At 38.5% G+C, this 19,942-nt stretch carries 17 protein-coding genes; 12 read left to right on the top strand and 5 right to left on the bottom strand.

Annotated features, from left to right (window positions below):
* The first annotated feature begins 6 nt into the window (after positions 1-6).
* The 4 genes from htpG to AAX18_RS08045 all read left to right on the top strand — a co-directional run bounded on the left by htpG (position 7) and on the right by AAX18_RS08045 (position 4,152).
* On the top strand, positions 7-1,887 hold the full coding sequence (gene htpG / locus AAX18_RS08060; RefSeq protein ID WP_046953516.1) for a molecular chaperone HtpG: 1,881 nt from the start codon (positions 7-9) through the stop codon (positions 1,885-1,887).
* Positions 1,888-1,965: 78 nt separating this feature from the next.
* A complete protein-coding gene (locus AAX18_RS08055; RefSeq protein ID WP_046953515.1) occupies positions 1,966-2,310 on the top strand; it encodes an ArsC family reductase in 345 nt (114 codons plus the stop codon).
* Between the two features lie 26 nt (positions 2,311-2,336).
* On the top strand, positions 2,337-3,470 hold the full coding sequence (gene dapE, locus AAX18_RS08050; protein WP_046953514.1) for a succinyl-diaminopimelate desuccinylase: 1,134 nt from the start codon (positions 2,337-2,339) through the stop codon (positions 3,468-3,470).
* 1 nt (position 3,471) lies between these two features.
* Positions 3,472-4,152, top strand: a complete 681-nt coding sequence (locus tag AAX18_RS08045; RefSeq protein ID WP_046953513.1) for a M15 family metallopeptidase — start codon at positions 3,472-3,474, stop codon at positions 4,150-4,152.
* A 35-nt stretch (positions 4,153-4,187) separates the two neighbouring features.
* Here AAX18_RS08045 and fbpC read toward each other — a convergent pair whose 3' ends face one another.
* From fbpC to AAX18_RS08030, 3 genes are all read right to left on the bottom strand, one after another.
* Entirely contained in the window at positions 4,188-5,243 is a 1,056-nt protein-coding gene (gene fbpC / locus AAX18_RS08040; RefSeq protein WP_080948144.1) for a Fe(3+) ABC transporter ATP-binding protein FbpC, read from the bottom strand.
* A gap of 1 nt (position 5,244) precedes the next feature.
* Positions 5,245-6,765: an ABC transporter permease gene (locus AAX18_RS08035; protein ID WP_005625768.1), complete on the bottom strand. Its 1,521-nt coding sequence runs from the start codon at positions 6,763-6,765 to the stop codon at positions 5,245-5,247.
* A gap of 70 nt (positions 6,766-6,835) precedes the next feature.
* Positions 6,836-7,834, bottom strand: coding sequence for an iron ABC transporter substrate-binding protein (locus AAX18_RS08030; RefSeq protein ID WP_005625770.1), 999 nt, complete (start codon positions 7,832-7,834; stop codon positions 6,836-6,838).
* Positions 7,835-8,193: 359 nt separating this feature from the next.
* Between AAX18_RS08030 and AAX18_RS08025 the strand changes: the two genes are divergently transcribed.
* From AAX18_RS08025 to AAX18_RS08015, 3 genes are read left to right on the top strand one after another with little or no spacing between them, the layout of a single operon-like run.
* Positions 8,194-9,276 (top strand): PhoH family protein, encoded by a 1,083-nt coding sequence (locus tag AAX18_RS08025; RefSeq protein ID WP_005625772.1) that lies wholly within the window; start codon positions 8,194-8,196, stop codon positions 9,274-9,276.
* 1 nt (position 9,277) lies between these two features.
* Entirely contained in the window at positions 9,278-9,742 is a 465-nt protein-coding gene (gene ybeY, locus AAX18_RS08020) for an rRNA maturation RNase YbeY (RefSeq protein WP_046953512.1), read from the top strand.
* Positions 9,743-9,759: 17 nt separating this feature from the next.
* A complete protein-coding gene (locus AAX18_RS08015; protein ID WP_046953511.1) occupies positions 9,760-10,545 on the top strand; it encodes a Cof-type HAD-IIB family hydrolase in 786 nt (261 codons plus the stop codon).
* A 36-nt stretch (positions 10,546-10,581) separates the two neighbouring features.
* On the opposite strand, the gene AAX18_RS08010 is transcribed toward AAX18_RS08015, so the two are convergent.
* Together AAX18_RS08010 and gap are read right to left on the bottom strand one after the other, a co-directional pair.
* Positions 10,582-12,381 (bottom strand): AMP-dependent synthetase/ligase, encoded by a 1,800-nt coding sequence (locus AAX18_RS08010; protein WP_046953510.1) that lies wholly within the window; start codon positions 12,379-12,381, stop codon positions 10,582-10,584.
* A gap of 192 nt (positions 12,382-12,573) precedes the next feature.
* Entirely contained in the window at positions 12,574-13,593 is a 1,020-nt protein-coding gene (gene gap / locus AAX18_RS08005) for a type I glyceraldehyde-3-phosphate dehydrogenase (protein WP_005634934.1), read from the bottom strand.
* Between the two features lie 250 nt (positions 13,594-13,843).
* On the opposite strand from gap, the gene gmk reads away from it, so the two are divergent.
* The 5 genes from gmk (at position 13,844) to murI (ending at position 19,903) form a co-directional block, all read left to right on the top strand.
* Positions 13,844-14,470 (top strand): guanylate kinase, encoded by a 627-nt coding sequence (gmk, locus tag AAX18_RS08000; RefSeq protein WP_046953509.1) that lies wholly within the window; start codon positions 13,844-13,846, stop codon positions 14,468-14,470.
* 62 nt (positions 14,471-14,532) lie between these two features.
* A complete protein-coding gene (gene rpoZ, locus AAX18_RS07995; protein WP_046953508.1) occupies positions 14,533-14,799 on the top strand; it encodes a DNA-directed RNA polymerase subunit omega in 267 nt (88 codons plus the stop codon).
* Between the two features lie 72 nt (positions 14,800-14,871).
* Positions 14,872-16,986 carry a bifunctional GTP diphosphokinase/guanosine-3',5'-bis pyrophosphate 3'-pyrophosphohydrolase gene (gene spoT, locus AAX18_RS07990; protein WP_046953507.1) on the top strand — a complete coding sequence of 705 codons (2,115 nt, stop codon included), beginning with the start codon at positions 14,872-14,874 and terminating at the stop codon, positions 16,984-16,986.
* Positions 16,983-19,064, top strand: coding sequence for an ATP-dependent DNA helicase RecG (recG, locus tag AAX18_RS07985; protein ID WP_046953506.1), 2,082 nt, complete (start codon positions 16,983-16,985; stop codon positions 19,062-19,064). The genes spoT and recG overlap by 4 nt, the downstream gene beginning before the upstream one ends.
* 29 nt (positions 19,065-19,093) lie before the next feature.
* Complete coding sequence (murI, locus tag AAX18_RS07980) at positions 19,094-19,903, top strand: glutamate racemase (protein WP_046953505.1); 810 nt, start codon at positions 19,094-19,096, stop codon at positions 19,901-19,903.
* The last annotated feature ends 39 nt before the right edge of the window (positions 19,904-19,942 follow it).

Below are 19,942 nucleotides of genomic sequence, written 5' to 3'. Positions count from 1 at the left end.
AAAATTATGTCACAAAATCAAGAAACTCGCGGCTTCCAATCTGAAGTCAAACAACTCCTCCAATTAATGATTCATTCTTTGTATTCCAACAAAGAGATATTTTTACGTGAATTAATTTCTAATGCCTCTGATGCAGCAGATAAATTACGCTTTAAAGCGCTTTCCAACCCAGCTTTATATGAAGGCGATGGCGACTTGCGTGTGCGTGTTAGCTTTGATGTGGATAAAGGAATAATCACAATTAGTGATAACGGTATTGGTATGACTCGTGAGCAAGTCATCGATCATTTGGGTACGATTGCAAAATCAGGAACAAAAGAATTTTTAACCGCACTTGGCCAAGATCAAGCAAAAAACAGCCAGCTTATTGGGCAGTTTGGTGTGGGTTTTTATTCAGCTTTTATTGTGGCAGATAAAGTGACTGTAAAAACCAGAGCAGCTGGCGAAGAGGCGGATAAAGCGGTGCTTTGGGAATCTGAGGGTGAAGGTGAATATTCTGTGGCGGATATTGAGAAAAAATCCCGTGGCACAGATGTGATTTTGCACTTACGCGAAGATGAAAAAGAATTTTTAAATGAATGGCGTTTACGTGAAATTATTGGTAAATATTCTGACCATATTGGCTTGCCAGTGGAAATGCTAACGAAAGAATACGATGATGAAGGTAAAGAGTGCGGTGAAAAATGGGAGAAAATTAATAAATCCGATGCACTTTGGACGCGTTCTAAAAATGATGTTTCCGATGAGGAATACAAAGAGTTTTACAAACACTTAAGCCACGATTTTGCTGATCCTGTGACTTGGGCGCATAACAAAGTTGAAGGAAATCAAGCATATACTAGTTTGCTTTATGTGCCAGCTAAAGCACCTTGGGATTTATTTAATCGCGAACATAAACACGGCTTAAAACTTTATGTTCAACGCGTATTTATTATGGATGATGCTGAGCAATTTATGCCGAATTATCTCCGTTTTATGCGTGGTTTAATCGATAGCAATGACTTGCCATTAAATGTGTCTCGTGAAATTTTACAGGATAATAAAATTACTGCTGCATTACGCAAAGCATTAACTAAGCGTTCATTACAAATGCTAGAAAAATTAGCAAAAGATGATGCAGAAAAATATCTTCAATTCTGGAAAGAGTTTGGTTTAGTCTTGAAAGAAGGCCCTGCAGAAGATTTTGCTAACAAAGAAACCGTCGCTAAGTTATTGCGTTTTGCTTCAACACATCATGATAGCAGCGAGCAAACCGTCTCTTTAGAAGATTACATCTCGCGTATGAAAGAGGGGCAAAAAGCTATCTATTACATTACAGCGGATAGTTATGTTGCAGCGAAAAATAGCCCGCACTTGGAATTATTCAATAAAAAAGGCATTGAGGTTTTATTGCTTTCCGATCGCATTGATGAATGGATGTTAAGCTATTTAACTGAATTCGATGGTAAACCATTACAAAGTATCACGAAAGCAGATTTGGATTTAGGCGATTTAGCAGATCAAGAATCTGAAACACAAAAACAACAAGATGAAGCCTTTGGTAGTTTTATTGAGCGTGTGAAAAACTTGCTTGGCGAACGGGTGAAAACGGTACGTTTAACTCACAATTTAACGGATACACCAGCGGTGGTTTCTACGGATAATGATCAAATGACGACGCAAATGGCGAAATTGTTTGCCGCTGCAGGGCAACCAGTACCAGAAGTAAAATACACCTTTGAACTGAATCCAGAACACCACTTAGTGAAAAAAGTAGCTGATATTGCAGATGAAACTGAATTTGCTGATTGGGTAGAATTGTTGCTCGAACAAGCTATGTTAGCAGAGCGTGGATCTTTGGAAAATCCATCTGTATTTATTAAACGTATCAATAAGTTGTTAAGTTAATTCATTTGAGATGAAGTAGTATAAGGGTTAAAATCCTCAGTCTGATTAGATTGAGGATTTTTTGTTTTTAGGTGAAACATGATTACAGTTTACGGCATTAAAAATTGCGATACAGTAAAAAAAGCGTTGAAATGGCTAGCAGATCACAATATTGAACACAAACTTCACGACTACCGTATTGATGGTTTAGATTCGAATTTTTTAGTCCAAGCGGAAGCTCAATTTGGCTGGGATGTGTTGGTGAATAAACGCAGTACAACTTGGCGTAATTTGGATGAACAAGTTAAAAATTCCCTTGATAAAACGACCGCACTTTCCGTGTTGGCGGAAAATCCAACCTTAATTAAACGCCCAATTATTTTACAAGATGGAAAGGCATTAATTGGATTTAATGAAAAGGAATATCAGGCTGCTTTTGCTTAAAGTGCGGTTATTTTTTAGGAGTTTTTATGAGAGAAAAAGTGGTTTCGTTGGCGCGAGATTTAATTCGTCGCCCGTCTATTAGCCCTAATGACGAAGGCTGTCAGCAAATTATCGCCGAACGTTTAGAAAAGTTAGGTTTTCAAATTGAATGGATGCCTTTTAATGATACGCTGAATTTGTGGGCAAAGCACGGAGCGGGTGAGCCTGTGATTGCTTTTGCCGGGCATACGGATGTTGTGCCTACTGGTGATGAAAATCAATGGTCGTATTCTCCGTTTTCTGCTGAGATTATTGATGGCATGCTTTATGGTCGTGGTGCGGCGGATATGAAAGGATCCCTTGCAGCAATGATTGTGGCGGCAGAAGAATATGTAAAATCAAATCCTAATCATAAAGGCACAATTGCATTATTGATTACGTCTGATGAAGAGGCTGCTGCAAAAGATGGTACTGTACGCGTGGTTGAGACTTTAATGGCGCGTGGTGAAAAAATTACTTATTGTATGGTTGGCGAGCCATCGAGTGCTAAAAACTTAGGCGATGTTGTCAAAAATGGTCGCCGCGGTTCAATTACAGGAAATCTTTATATTCAGGGGATTCAAGGGCATGTGGCATATCCGCATTTAGCCGAAAACCCAATCCATAAAGCAGCCCCATTTTTGCAAGAATTAACAACTTACCAATGGGATGAAGGCAATGAGTTTTTCCCTCCCACAAGCCTACAAATTGCTAATATTCATGCGGGTACAGGAAGTAATAATGTGATTCCAGGCGAGTTATATATTCAGTTCAATTTGCGTTATTGCACAGAAGTAACGGATGAAATCATCAAGCAAAAAGTGGCTGAAATGCTAGAAAAACACAATTTGAAATATTGTATTGAATGGAATTTATCAGGTAAACCGTTTTTAACAAAACCAGGTAAATTATTAGATTCGATAACCTCCTCTATTGAGGAAATCACAGGCATAACGCCAAAGGCTGAAACAGGTGGTGGCACGTCAGATGGTCGTTTTATTGCATTGATGGGCGCTGAAGTAGTGGAATTTGGTCCGCTTAACGCAACAATTCATAAAGTAAATGAATGTGTCAGTGTTGAAGATCTTGGAAAGTGCGGTGAAATTTATCACAAAATGTTAGTGAATTTATTGGATAGCTAAAATGAAATTAACGCCAGAAATGCTTACAGGAAAGTCCCGTGAGCATTTAGTCAATTTACCCACAACTCATTCATCCAATCATTTTTTGCAAACACAAGCGGTGAGCGCATTTCAAGGGTTGCAACAAAGTGCGGCAAAAAATGGCTTTAATTTACAGCCAGCGAGTAGTTTTCGTGATTTTGAAAGGCAACAGCTTATTTGGAACAGCAAATTTAAGGGCGAGCGAAAAGTCCATGATGACGTAGGCAAAGCATTAGATTTGAGCCAATTAGATGACTGGCAAAAATGTCAGGCGATTTTACGTTGGTCTGCATTGCCAGGGGCTAGCCGTCATCATTGGGGAACGGAAGTGGATATTTTCGATCCCGATCTTTTGCCACAAGGTCAATCTTTACAACTGGAGCCTTGGGAATATGAAAAAGGCGGCTATTTCTTTGAATTGAGTGAATTTCTTACCGAAAATTTACCGCACTTTGATTTTGCTTTGCCTTTTATGAATATGCAGTCCAATAAGAAAGTGGGGCGGGAGCCTTGGCATATCAGTTATTTGCCGTTAGCTGAATTGGCAAGCCAGCAATTTTCTACAGACATTTTGCAACAGGCATGGAAAGGGGAAAATATTTTAGGGGCAGACTGTTTAATATCAAATCTTGAACAAATTTTTTCTGAATATATTGTTTAAAAATAAAGCCTTATTGTGAAGATAAGGCTTTATTCTTAGGCGTAAAAAAGCCCTTTTCCATGCAAATAAATTGCTAGCTCATCGCCAATAGATAAATCGGGGGAAATGATGTTCTCAATCCATATTGCGTAGCCATTAATTTCAATTTGAATAGTGGTAATTTTCCCTTTAAATTCGATTTGTTTTACTTGCCCTTTGAAAAGTGCGGTTGGATTTTCCGATGTTTTAAATAGGCTAAATTGTTCTGGGCGAAGTAAAATCTTACCTTGTTTCAGCGAGATTGATTTGTTTTTTACAGGAATATTACCTAATTGGCATTGAACAGTGTTTTCATCAATCAGATTCGCCGATAGCACGATGTTGTCACCAATAAAACTTGCGGTTTCAATATGATTAGGCGACCAATAAAGTGTACGAGGCGTGTCGATTTGTAAAATTTTTCCTTGTTGGATAACAGCGATTTTATCCGCATAACGTAATGCTTCATCACGATCATGGGTGACGAAAATCGCTGATGCACCACTTTGACGTAGTGCTTTCAGCATATCATGACGAATTTGTTGGCGAAGGTGTTCATCTAAGGCACTAAAAGGTTCGTCTAATAAAATCAGTTCTGGATTTGGCGCTAGCGCTCGCGCAAGAGCCACTCGTTGTTGTTGTCCGCCTGACAGTTGGTGAGGAAAACGTTCTGCCAGTTCACTAATTCCAGTGAGTTGCATTGCCTGCTCAATTCGAATTTTTTCTGTATCCGTTTTCCCTTTGCCATTCCCTAACCCGTAAGCAATGTTGCGATAGACATTTAAGTGAGGGAAAAGCACGCCTTCTTGTACCACATAACCTAAATGGCGCTGTTGTGTTGGTACATTTGTATTCTCGCCAAAAATTAACCGCTCTTTTAGCCAAATTTCACCCGTATTGGGTTGTTCAAATCCTGCAATCGCTCGCAATAACGTTGTTTTTCCACAACCAGAAGCGCCAAGCAAAAAGAGGATTTCACCTCGTTGCAAGGTAAAGGAAATATTGTGTAGAACTTGTTGTTCATTAAAAAATTTATTGAGATTTTTAACGGATAATAACGGATTATTTATCATTTTATTTAAATGCACATTTTTTCAATAAAAACACAGGAATCCCTGAAAAGAGAACGAGCATTAAGGCATAAGGCGTTGCCGCAGCGTATTGCGCATCACTGGTATATTCCCAAACGGCAATCGAAAGGGTTTTGATGTCGTTTGGCGTGAGCAAAAGCGTTGCAGTAAGCTCTTTCATTAAATTCAAAAATACTAGAGAGAATGCCGCCGCAATGCCTGGTAGCATTGCGGGTAATGTTAAAGTTCGGAAAATATAGAATGGGCTTCGTCCTAGGCTTTGTCCGACTTTCTCAATATTATCAGAAAGTTGCTCAAGTGAGGCTCTAAGTGTGGTTTGTGCCATTGGTAAATAGAGCATAAAGTAAGCCACGATAATAACTAAAAAGGTTTGATATAAGCTGTTAGCATAGTTGATCGTAAAGTAAATCAGCGATAATGCGATAACTAAGCCGGGTACGGCGTGTAATAGGTAAGGTAACCGATCAATCCAAACGGTTAATTTGCTACGATAGCGTACGGCTGCCCAAACCAATGGCAACGCACAAATTACGGTGAGCAATGCGCCTAAGCCTGAAATAATAAATGAATTGCTGAATGCTGATAAAAATTCTGAAAAATCACCCGCACTTTCGAGTGAAGTTCCCACAATAAGCCAGTAAATTAACATAATCACAGGCACGCCAATGCTTAAGATGAATATGCTAGAGAAAAATCCGAAGGTTAAACATTGTTTGCCAAAAGAAAGTGTTTTTACTGGATAAGGACGAGTAACGCCTTTGCCACTGTTGTAAAGCGTTTGTTTACCACGGAAGAATGTTTCTCCCAGCACAATAATGCTACAAATTGCCATTAATACAGCGGAAAGTAGTGCTGCTGTGCTGTTATTAAAAGACATTTCATATTCTTGGAAAATAGCTGTGGTGAATGTTTGGTAATTTAAAATTGAAACTGCACCGAAATCCACGAGCATATGTAATGCTATTAGCAATAAACTATTACCGATTGCTGGTTTTAATTGCGGGAAAATAGCGTGCCAAAAGGTGTAAGTTTGGCTTTTTCCTAATGAAAGGCTTACTTCTTCAAGGGAGCAGTCAAGTCGTTTAAGTGTAGCAGAAATAGGCAAGTAAGCGAGTGGGAAAGAACTTAATGTCATGATGCCAATTGTTCCCCAAAAGCCTTCTACTCGAAAGGTTAGGCTGATCCAAGTAAAACAACTCACAAAGGCTGGAATACAAAGTGGCAAACTCATCGCCACTTCAAAAAATGATTTACCGAAAAAACGATAGCGTTCAAGTAAAAATGCACAAAGCGTACCGAGAAAAATGGAACCAATGGTTACGCAGACCATTAGAAGCATTGTGTTGCTCAGTAATTCCCCCATTCTCGGGCGAATAAGAAGCTCAAGGCTACGATCTAATCCGACTTCAATCGCACGGAAAAGAATATACAGAAATGGTAATAAGAGCGGTAAACCAATAAGTAAAATAATGATGGTGAGCCAAAGTGGGGGAGTTCGGGTCAAAAGATAGTCCTTTATATGTTACAACTGTATTTTCACTTTTGGTGAAAATACAGTTGCGACGTTAGCGGGCTTATTTTAAACCAGCTTCTTCAATTAACTTATTTGCTTGTTCTTTATCTTTAGCTGTAGTTGCTGACACTACCGGCGCTTGCAATTTAGCATAAGGTTCCATATTGAATGGCGAAGTCACATCTGTACGTAATGGATATTCTGCACGTACAGCAACTAAGGCTTCTTGACCTTTTTTGCTTGCTAAGAAGTCTACGAATTTTTTCGCTTCTTCTTTATTTTTAGATGATTTTAAGATTGCAGCACCTGAGTAAGTGACTAACGCACCAGGGTCTTTATGACGAATAAAGTACAAACGAGTTTTTAAGTTTTCTGTGCCTTTTTCTTTTGCTAAAGCATACCAGTAGTAGTTATTAATTAAAGCAGCAGGCACTTCGCCATTTTCAACAGCTTGTAATGCAACACTGTTTTTCGCGTAAAGTTTACCATTTTCTTTTAAGCCTTTTAACCAATTAAGCGCAACTTTCTCGCCTTTTAGTTTAACAATCGCTACAACTTGTTCTAAGAATGCACCAGAGGTTGGTACATAACCGATTTTATCTTTCCATTTTGGTGTCGCGTAATCAAGCACTGATTTTTCCATATCTTTTTCAGATAATTTAGTGTGATCATAAACCACAACACGAGAACGACCACTTAATGCGATCCAATCTTTTTTAGGCGCAACCGGTACACCTTGGTGAGAGGTTTGTTTGATAGTATTGGCTGAAAGTGGTTCTAATAAACCCGCTTCAGAAAGTGAGGCAAATGGAGATGTTTGTTCTGAATAGAATACATCAGCTGGACTTTTATCGCCTTCTTCTTTAAGTTGACCAGCTAACTGTTCGCTTTTAGCGCTATTTAAAGTAACTTTGATGCCAGTTTCTTGCGTAAATGCATCAGCTACGGCTTTTGCAGCTTCTTTATGTTGGCCGTTGTAAACGGTAATGTCGGCAAAGCTACTTCCTGAGAATGTAAGTGCGGCAGCGAGTGTCGCAATTTTGAAAGATTTGAATGTCATTGAAAACTCCTTGTTTTATGAGAATGAATGTTTTAATTAAGCCTGAATGACCCTTATTCTATTTCCAAATTCATTCAAATGCAAATAATTCTCAATTTTTATTTATGGCAAAATAAAAGGAGAGTGATTAGCTCTCCTTCAATATATTGATTGCTTTGAATTTTGCTTATAGCGTGGTTGGCTGAATGTAATCTAAGTTCGTCGTAAGGGTTATATTCGGTCATAATATATCCAACTTGTCATATAATTAAGAATGCATATTATGGAAAGGATATCGGGGGGAAACAAAGCGATGATTATTTCCCATGAAGTGGTAATTACGCTAGAATAACTGCAATTTTCACCAGCTTAGTATACTCATGCTTTCATTTACTCTTGAACCTCAAGATAACGCCCGTTTGCAATCTTTATGCGGTGCATTTGATGATCATCTAAAACTTATTGAAAAAGAATTTAACCTTGTCATTGCTCGTCATAATTTCACTTTTAATATTGATACTGTGGAAGAGGATATAAAACCTTATCATGCAAAATTGATAAAAAGTGCGGTGAAATTAATTCAAGATTTATATGTTGAAACTGCGCCCGTAAAAGGTAAAGTGAAAGAGTTAGATTTGGAAGATGTGCATATGGCTTTACAAGAAAGCCGAATGTTATCTCAAGCTGAACCGAACCGTGCTGAAAATAATGTTTTTAGTACAACGATTAAAACTAAACGAGGTGTGATTAAACCTCGAGGCGAAAATCAAGTTCAATATTTGCATAATATTTTAACTCACGATATTAGTTTTGGTATTGGCCCAGCAGGAACGGGGAAAACATTCTTAGCTGTTGCTGCTGCAGTTGAAGCCTTAGAACGTCAAGAAATTCGTCGTGTCTTACTGACGAGACCTGCGGTGGAAGCTGGCGAAAAGCTAGGTTTTTTACCAGGGGATTTAGGTCAGAAAATCGAACCTTATTTACGCCCGCTTTATGATGCTTTGTTTGAAATGTTAGGTTTTGAGCGTGTGCAAAAATTAATGGAACGTAATGTTATTGAAATTGCGCCTTTGGCTTATATGCGTGGGCGTACACTTAATGATAGTTTTATTATTTTAGATGAAAGCCAAAATACGACAGTTGAGCAAATGAAAATGTTTTTAACCCGTATTGGTTTTAATTCTAAAGCTGTGATTACGGGCGATATTACGCAAATTGACTTACCTCGTAGCACAAAATCTGGTTTACGCCATGCTATTGAAGTGTTGGAAAAAGTACCAGAATTAAGTTTTAACTATTTTGATAGCAAAGATATTGTGCGTCATCCGGTGGTGGCTAAAGTCGTGCAAGCATACGAAGAATGGGAAGTGCAAGATGAAATTCGTCGCAAAGAATTAGCGGAGCTTCGTAAAGCCGAACGTGAAAAAGAGCGGTCAGAAATTGAAAAGAATTTAGGAGAGTAAAATGGGAAGTATATTCGTTGATCTGCAAATTGCCACAGAAAATATAGAGGGTTTGCCAACAGAAGAACAGATTGTGCAGTGGGCAACAGCTGCTGTTCAACCAGAAGGGGATGAAGTTGAAATGACGGTTCGTATTGTGGATGAATCCGAAAGCCATGACTTAAATTTAACTTATCGTGGCAAGGATCGCCCGACTAACGTACTTTCATTTCCATTTGAATGCCCCGATGAGGTGGAGTTGCCATTGTTAGGGGATCTCGTTATTTGCCATCAAGTCGTGGAGCGAGAAGCTGCAGAACAAGAGAAACCATTAATGGCGCATTGGGCGCATATGGTCGTGCATGGTTGCTTACATTTACTCGGTTACGATCATATTGAAGACGATGAAGCTGAAGAAATGGAAAGTTTAGAAACCCAAATTATGCAAGGATTAGGTTTTGATGATCCTTATCTAGCAGAGAAATAATTTTATTCGGAGTAATGATGTATAAAGCGGTATTTAGTGATTTTGATGGCACGTTATTAACCTCTCAACATACTATTTCCCCTCGAACTGTTGCAGCAATTAAGCGTTTAACGGTGAATGGTATTCCTTTTGTGCCAATTTCGGCGCGTTCTCCTTTGGGGATTTTGCCTTATTGGAAACAGCTTGAAACGAATAATGTGCTTGTTGCATTTAGTGGTGCGCTTATTTTGAATCAACATCTTGAACCAATTTATAGCGTACAAATTGAACCAAAAGATATTTTAGACATTAATACCGTTTTGTCGGATCACCCTTTGCTTGGTGTAAATTATTATACAAATAATGATTGCCATGCTCGCGACGTAGAAAATAAATGGGTGATTTATGAACGCAGCGTCACCAAAATTGAGATTCACCCTTTTGATGAAGTGGCGACACGTTCGCCACATAAAATTCAAATTATTGGGGAAGCACAAGAAATCATTGAGATTGAAATTATTTTAAAGGAAAAATTTCCACATCTGAGTATTTGTCGTTCCCATGCTAACTTTTTAGAGGTGATGCACAAGAGTGCAACCAAAGGAAATGCGGTGCGTTTTTTAGAAGATTATTTTGGTGTACAAACCAATGAGGTGATTGCGTTTGGCGATAATTTTAATGATTTGGATATGCTAGAACATGCGGGACTTGGGGTCGCAATGGGAAATGCACCTGATGAAATTAAACAAGCTGCAAATGTAGTCACCGCGACCAATAATGAAGATGGGCTTGCATTGATTTTAGAAGAAAAATTTCCTGAATAATTAGAAAAGAAAGGCTCTCAATTGAGAGCCTTTTAGTTATGCTTCTTTTGAATTATACATATCTTCAATTTGCTTACGATAACGTTCTAAAATAACTTTTCTACGTAATTTTAATGTTGGTGTAATTTCACCCAATTTAATGCTAAATGCTTGAGAAAGTAGTGTGAATTTTTTTACTTGCTCGAAATGAGCCAATTCTTTTTGCACCGCATTAATACGTTGCTCAAACATTTTTAGAATTTCAGAATTTTTTAATAATTCTAAACGGTCATGATATTTAATATTGATCTGTTTAGCGTATTCTTCCAAACTATCAAAGCAAGGTACAATAAGTGCAGATACATATTTTTTTGCATCGGCGATAATCGCAATTTGTTCGATAAATTTATCTTTACCAATTTTGCTTTCGATATATTGTGGCGCGATATATTTGCCGTTTGAGGTTTTCATTAATTCTTTAATGCGATCGGTAATAAATAAATTACCTTTTTCGTCAAATTCTCCCGCATCGCCAGTTTTTAAGAAACCATCTTCTGTGAAGGCTTGAGCCGTTTCTTCTGGCTTCTTGTAATAGCCTTTCATCACCATTCCGCCACGCACGAGGATTTCATTGTTTTCCCCAATTTTCACTTCCGCTTTTGGCATCAGTGTGCCGATTGAATTTGGGTTAAATTGGCAATCATGCCAGCAAGAAACGGTCGCAGTTGTTTCTGTCATGCCATAGCCTAATTTTATGTTGATACCAATAGCATGGAAAAATAGCCCAATAGCAGGTTCTAATTTAGCTCCTCCGCAAGGCATCATTTTTATACGACCACCCAATAATTGGCGAAGTTTTGAGAGCACTAATTTATCCGCTAAAGCAAATTGTTTTTTCAATAAGAATGGAATAGTTTTGTTATTCGCACGTAAATCAAAATGTTTTTGTCCTACGGAAATTGCCCAATGGAACATAATTTGGCGAAGTTTTGGTGCTTTTTGAACTTTATCCAATACGGCGGCATAAATTTTTTCGTAAAAACGTGGGACGGCACACATTAAAGTTGGGCGAATTTCTGTTAAAGCTGACCGCACTTGGTTGGTGTCTTCTAAATAGCAAAGTATTGCACCTCTATGAAGAATATAAGCCGCCCATGCCCGTTCAAAAATATGAGAGAACGGTAAGAAAGAAAGTGAAATATCCTGATCTGTCACATTAAGTGAAAGATCATGAGCTTCTAATTGGTGAGCGAGATTAGCGTAATCTAACATGACACCTTTAGGTTCTCCCGTTGTGCCTGATGTATAAATAATCGTAAATAAATCCGATAATTGTTTTTGGTTTAAGCGTTGGGTTAGTTCATCTTGTTGGGCGTTTGAACCTGTTTCAATAAAACTTTCCCAAGTGCAAGAAAGAGGATCTTGTTGTAATTGAATGGTGGATTTCATTGCCACGATTTTTTGTAATTGTGGACAATGATGAACAATTTCCAATGCTTGATCGTATTGCTCTTGATCGCCGACAAATAGAATTTTTACATCGGCGTGATTTAGGATAAATTCTGCTTGCTGGGCTGTATTGGTTGCGTAAATAGGTACTGTGATTGCTCGAATTTGTAAGGTCGCAATGTCAGCGATTGTCCAACGTTCCATATTATGGGCAAAAATGGCGATTTTATCTTGTACGTCAATATTGTGAGCAAGCAATGCTCGAGAAAGTTGATTGAGTTGCTCTTGAAAGTTTTTCCAAGAGATATCTCTCCACAAGCTGTGTTCTTTATAGCGAAGTGCGGTCATATTTGCACGAGTTTTGGCTTGTTGTTGAATACGATGGACAAAATGGAGATCGAGATTCATATTAACCCTATTTTTTATTTCATTGAGCGAACGGTTGTGCGCTAATATAATCTTAAATAGGAATGAAAGCCAGAAGAATATTGATTGTTTTAAATCATTCTTAGTGATCCTTTGTTCATTTTTAGATCGTAAACTAAATTCTAGATAATAAAAAACCGCTCCGAAGAGCGGTTAATTTTTTCAAAGTTTTAATTAGCCTTTGTAGTTGTAAATGTGAGCTACTAAGTCTAATACTTTGTTTGAGTAACCAGTTTCGTTATCGTACCAAGATACTAATTTAACGAAAGAATCAGTTAATGCGATACCAGCATCTGCATCAAATACAGAAGTTAAAGTACAGCCGTTGAAGTCAGTAGAAACAACCGCATCTTCAGTGTAACCTAATACGCCTTTTAATTCGCCATTGAAAGTTTTACCTTCAGCTGCGTCTTTGATTGCTTGTTTGATTGCATCGTAAGAAGCTGGTTTTTCAAGGTTAACAGTTAAGTCAACAACAGATACGTTTGGAGTTGGAACACGGAAAGCCATACCAGTTAATTTACCGTTTAATGCAGGTAATACTTTACCTACTGCTTTCGCTGCACCTGTTGAAGATGGAATGATGTTTTGTGATGCACCGCGGCCGCCGCGCCAGTCTTTAGCTGATGGGCCATCCACAGTTTTTTGAGTTGCAGTCGTTGCGTGAACAGTGGTCATTAAACCATCTTTGATACCGAAAGTTTCATGAACAACACGTGCTAAAGGAGCTAAACAGTTTGTTGTACAAGATGCGTTAGAAACGATATCTTGACCTGCGTATGCGTTGAAGTTTACACCACGAACGAACATAGGGGTTGCATCTTTAGATGGACCAGTTAATACAACTTTTTTCGCGCCTGCAGTGATGTGTTTACGAGCAGTTTCATCAGTTAAGAATAAACCTGTCGCTTCAACAGCGATATCAACACCGATTGCACCCCAGTTTAAGTTTGCTGGATCACGTTCTGCAGTTACACGGATAGTTTTACCATTAACCACTAAGTTACCATCTTTCACTTCAACAGTACCGTCGAAACGACCGTGAGTTGAATCATATTTCAACATATAAGCCATGTATTCAACGTCGATTAAGTCGTTAATACCTACAACTTCGATGTCATCACGGTGTTGTGCCGCACGGAATACGATACGGCCGATACGACCAAAACCATTGATACCAATTTTAATTGCCATAAGATTTTCACCTTTTATTTAAGTTAAACAAATCTGTTTGCTTTGAGTAATACTGCTCACTCAGTAAGACAGCACACAGAGTATAGCACGAGCATTTTTATAAAACTATAAACCCTACCACTTTTTTGTGATCTATATCAAATCATCATTAGAATGAAAAAGTACCGTAAAAAATCACCGCACTTTTGATGATTTTTTATAGAGAAATCTGCATAATAGACTGAAATTGTTAGAAAAGGTTAAATGATCTATGTCCCAAGGTAATCTTTATATTTTATCTGCACCAAGTGGTGCAGGAAAATCTTCATTAATTTCAGCGTTATTGGCATTAGATAGCTCAACTCAAAAAATGGTGTCTGTATCACATACGACACGTGCCCCACGTCCAGGTGAAGTTGAAGGTGTACACTATTATTTTGTATCAAAAGAAGAGTTTGAATCACTCATTGAGCAAGATTTATTTCTAGAATATGCCAAAGTTTTTGGTGGCAATTATTATGGAACCTCTTTACCTGCGATTGAAGAAAATTTAGCAAAAGGCATTGATGTATTTTTAGATATTGATTGGCAGGGCGCCCAACAAATCCGTAAAAAAGTGCCTTCAGTAAAAAGCATTTTTATTTTACCGCCTTCATTGCCTGAATTAGAGCGTCGTTTAATTGGTCGTGGGCAAGATAGTGAAGAGGTTATCGCTGAACGAATGTCAAAAGCGATAAGTGAAATTTCGCATTATGACGAATATGATTATGTCATTGTGAATGATGATTTTGAGAAAGCATTAAAAGATTTGCAAAGTATTTTGCAATCGGAACGCTTAACTAAAGATTATCAACAAAAACAAAATGCAATGTTAATTCAACAGCTACTAGCAAAATAGGGCGAAATTGAGTATTATAGCGCCCTTTCAATAGAGTAATTTTTGACAAATCGGAGTAAATTATGGCTCGTGTTACAGTGCAAGATGCGGTAGAAAAAATTGGTAACCGTTTTGATTTAATTTTAACGGCTGCTCGTCGTGCAAGACAATTACAACTTAATCAAAGTGCACCGTTAGTGCCAGAAGATAATGACAAACCAACAGTAATCGCATTGCGTGAAATCGAAAAAGGTTTGATTAATCAAGATATTATGGATGCACAAGAATTCCAAGAAATGGCGAAAGTGCAAGAAACGGAAGAAGCAGCTATTGCATTAATTACAGAATAATCTTTTAAAAGTGCGGTAAAAAATCACGATATTTTAACCGCACTTTCTCTTTCAACGATAAGTAGGTCTCCTTTGGAACTGTTTGCGGATTTAGATCGAATTATTCAAGGGTATTTGCCCGCAGATAAAATTGAACTCATCAAGCGTGCGTTTGTGATTGCAAGAGATGCGCACGAAGGACAATTTCGCTCCAGCGGCGAACCTTACATTACCCATCCTGTGGCGGTAGCCTCCATTATTGCTCAACTTCACTTAGATCACGAAGCGGTAATGGCTGCGCTATTGCACGATGTTATTGAAGATACACCTTATACGGAAGAACAACTGAAAGAAGAGTTCGGTGCCAGTGTGGCTGAAATCGTGGACGGTGTATCAAAACTCGATAAGTTGAAATTTCGTACTCGCCAAGAAGCACAAGTCGAGAATTTTCGCAAAATGATTTTGGCGATGACGCGTGATATTCGTGTTGTGTTAATCAAGCTTGCTGACCGCACGCATAATATGCGCACGCTTGGTTCGTTACGACCAGATAAACGCCGCCGTATTGCGAAAGAAACGCTTGAAATTTATTGTCCGCTTGCTCATCGTTTAGGTATTGAGCATATCAAAAATGAATTAGAAGACTTATCTTTTCAAGCAATGCATCCACATCGTTATGAGGTGTTGAAAAAACTCATTGATGTGGCGCGGAGTAATCGACAAGATTTAATCGAACGTATTTCACAAGAGATTAAAGTGCGGTTAGAAAACGCAGGAATTTTTGCCCGAGTGTGGGGGCGTGAAAAACACCTTTACAAGATCTATCAAAAAATGCGCATAAAGGATCAAGAATTCCACTCTATTATGGATATTTATGCGTTCCGTGTGATTGTGAAAAATGTTGATGATTGTTATCGCGTTTTGGGACAAATGCATAATCTTTATAAGCCACGCCCTGGCCGAGTAAAGGATTATATCGCGGTACCTAAAGCAAATGGCTATCAATCTTTGCAAACTTCAATGATTGGGCCGAAAGGTGTTCCCGTAGAAGTTCATATCCATACAGAGGATATGGAACAAGTCGCCGAAATGGGCATTACTGCTCATTGGGTTTATAAAGAAAATGGTAAAAACGACAGTACAACCGCACAAATTCGCGCGCAACGTTGGCTGCAAAGTTTGGTCGAAATTCAACAAAGTGTAGGTAATTCGTTTGAGTTTATTGAGAATGTAAAATCAGAATTTTTTCCTAAAGAGATTTATGTTTTTACGCCAAAAGGTCGAATTGTTGAATTGCCAATGGGCGCAACGGCCGTGGATTTCGCTTATGCTGTGCATTCAGATGTGGGGAATACTTGTGTTGGCGTGAGTGTTGAGCATAAACCTTATCCGCTTTCACAAGCCCTTGAGTCTGGTCAAACGGTCAATATCATCACCGATCCAAATGCCCATCCTGAAGCCGCATGGTTAAATTTCGTGGTAACTGCTCGTGCGAAAACACGGATTCGCCATTATCTCAAACAGCGTTGTGAAGAGGATGCAGTGAAATTAGGTGAAGTTGAGCTTAATGCAGCATTACAGCCTCATAATTTAGGTGATTTTTCTATTCAACAAATTAGAACTGTATTAGATGCTTTATCGCTTTCTTCTTTAGATGAATTATTACGAGAAATTGGTTTAGGCAATCAATCTGCCTTCATCATTGCGCATCAATTTGTGGGCGTGCCGTTAGAATCTGCTAATACTCAGAATTTTGAATTTGAATCAAAAATACTCACTATTGCACCAATGCAAGTGGGTAAAACACAATTTGCTCAATGTTGCCATCCAATCCCAGGTGATCCCATTGTGGGATGTTGTACACAAGAAAACACCGTTGTAGTGCATCATCAACATTGTGCAAGTTTGAAAAATGCTGGTCGCCAATCGTTGGCTAAATGGGATAATGTTCAAAGTGCGGTGAATTTTGAGGCTGAATTACAAATAGAAATATTGAATGAGCAGAATGCCTTGCTTAGTTTAATGACCGCAATTTCTGCGAGCGAAAGCAGTCTTCAAAATATTTGGACGGAAGAATTAGAGAACAATTTATTGCTTGTGATTTTGCAGGTTTGTGTAAAAGATATCAAACACCTTGCCAATATTGTTCATCGTATTAAAGGCATCACTGGCGTCGTTAATGTCAAACGCAATATTAATGAGCTATGAGCCTTGAACTTCTCGATGCCGTACCTTTGACCAGCCTCTCTGGTGTTGGTGCGGCCATTTCTAATAAACTGGCTAAAATCGGCATTCATAACCTGCAAGATTTACTCTTTCATTTACCTATTCGCTATGAAGATCGGACGCGAATTACGCCAATCGCTAATCTCCGCCCCGAACAATATTTTACCATTGAAGGAATTGTACAAACTTGTGAGGTCGCTTTTGGCCGTCGCCCGATTCTGTCTGTGAGTTTGTCAGATGGTACATCGAAAATTATGTTACGTTTTTTCAATTTTAATGCGGGAATGCGTAATAGTTTTCAAGCAGGTGTGCGAGTAAAGGCCTTTGGAGAGGTAAAACGTGGGCGTCACATGCCAGAAATTCATCATCCAGAATATCAAATTGTGCGAGATAATGCGCGTATTGTATTGGAAGAAACGCTAACGCCGATTTATTCAACGACGGAAGGGCTCAAACAAAATTCATTACGAAAATTAACGGATCAGGCTTTGGCATTGCTCGACAAAGTTCAGATTGCAGAAATTTTGCCTAATGAATTTAATCCACATCAATATAGCTTAAAAGAGGCATTGAGATTATTGCATCGTCCATCGCCAGATATTTCATTAGAAATGTTAGAGCAAGGTAAGCATCCTGCGCAACAGCGATTAATCTTTGAAGAGCTGTTGGCACATAATTTAGCTATGCAAAAAGTGCGGTTAGGAACGCAGCAATTTTCTGCCTTACCGCTACATTATCAAACAGATTTGAAACAGCGATTTTTAGCCACCTTGCCATTTCAACCCACTAATGCGCAAAAGCGAGTAGTGTCGGATATAGAACAAGATCTTATCAAAGATTATCCGATGATGCGCTTAGTGCAAGGGGATGTGGGCTCGGGAAAAACATTGGTTGCCGCACTGGCTGCTTTAAATGCAATTGATAATGGCAAACAAGTCGCCTTAATGGCACCAACAGAAATTCTTGCAGAACAGCACGCAAATAATTTTCGGCGTTGGTTTGAGCCTTTAGGTATTGAAGTTGGTTGGTTAGCCGGTAAAGTAAAAGGAAAATCAAGACAAGCAGAGCTTGAAAAAATTAAAACTGGAGCAGTGCAAATGGTGGTGGGGACGCACGCTTTATTCCAAGAAGAAGTGGAGTTTTCCGACTTAGCATTAGTGATTATTGATGAACAACACCGTTTTGGGGTGCATCAACGATTAATGTTGCGAGAGAAGGGCGAAAAAGCAGGATTTTATCCCCATCAGTTAATTATGACGGCCACTCCGATACCAAGAACGTTGGCAATGACCGTCTATGCCGATTTGGATACATCAATTATTGATGAATTGCCTCCAGGACGTACGCCGATAACAACCGTAGTGGTTTCTGAAGAACGTCGGGCTGAAATTGTGATACGTGTAAAAAACGCTTGTGTTAATGAAAAACGCCAAGCTTATTGGGTGTGTACGTTAATTGATGAATCAGAGGTTTTAGAAGCTCAAGCTGCTGAAGCGATTTGGGAAGATTTAACGAAAGCATTACCTATGTTAAATATTGGGTTAGTGCACGGGCGGATGAAACCACAAGAAAAACAAGATGTCATGATGTGTTTTAAAAATGCAGAATTGGATTTATTGGTGGCAACGACAGTGATCGAAGTAGGTGTTGATGTTCCGAATGCTAGCTTGATGATTATCGAAAATGCAGAGCGTTTAGGTTTATCGCAACTTCATCAGTTACGAGGGCGTGTCGGTCGAGGCAGCACGGCTTCTTTTTGTGTACTAATGTATAAACCTCCGCTCGGTAAAGTTTCGCAAAAACGTTTACAAGTGCTACGAGATAGCCAAGATGGATTTGTTATTTCTGAAAAAGATTTAGAAATTCGCGGGCCTGGTGAAGTACTTGGAACTAAACAAACGGGCATTGCTGAATTGCGAATAGCAAATTTAATGCGAGATAGAAAAATGATACCAACGGTGCAATTTTATGCGAAATCGCTTATCCAAAAATACCCGGATCTAGCAGAAAGTCTGATTCGTCGTTGGTTAAATAATAAAGAGATTTACTCGAACGCTTAAAAGTGCGGTCAATTTTCAAAGAGTTTTAAATGGATAAAAAAGAAAAACGCCCAACTGTTCTCTTTTTTGATTCTGGAGTGGGTGGGTTTAGCGTATATCGTGAAGCTAAAAAATTATTACCCAATTGGCATTATCTCTATTGTTTTGATAATGCCTATTTCCCTTATTCAGAACGCAAAGAAGAAAGTATTATTCACCGCACTTTAGCGGTTTGCCAACTTATTAATCAACGTTATCCATTAGATGCAATCGTGATAGCTTGCAATACAGCGAGTACAGTTGTGCTTCCTCCTTTGCGAGCTGCTTTTGATATTCCTATCATTGGGACTGTACCCGCTATTAAACCTGCATCAGAAATGACAAAGACAAAACATATTGGTTTATTAGCTACAAAGGGTACGGTAAAACGTCATTATGTAGATGATTTAATTGATAAATTTGCGCAAGATTGTGTTGTTGAGAGATTGGGAACCACAAAATTAGTAGAAATTGCGGAGCAAAAAATTCGTGGTCATTCCGTTGATCTAATTAGTTTAAAAGATGAGTTATCTCCGTGGGCAGATATGGCAGATTTAGATACATTAGTTTTAGGTTGTACTCATTTTCCACTCATCAAAGATGAAATTCAGTTGTGCTTGCCACAAATTAAATATTTTATGGAGCCTGGCGCGGCGATCGCTAAGCGGATAAAATATTTATTAGATGGTAAATGTGTACGAGATCAAGGTGAAAAACATAATCAAATGTTTTGTACAGAGCATTTTCCAGAAGAATCTCAATTTAAAAAAGCTTTACATCTATGGGGATTTGAATCTTTAGATGTAATAAAAACAGACTAAAATTGATGTTAAATAGCCCTTTTTGTATTAACTTTATTC

The sequence above is a fragment of the Haemophilus haemolyticus genome (genome assembly GCF_001008205.1).
GTDB lineage: Bacteria > Pseudomonadota > Gammaproteobacteria > Enterobacterales > Pasteurellaceae > Haemophilus > Haemophilus haemolyticus_Q.
This window is presented reverse-complemented; position numbering and strand designations above follow the sequence as displayed.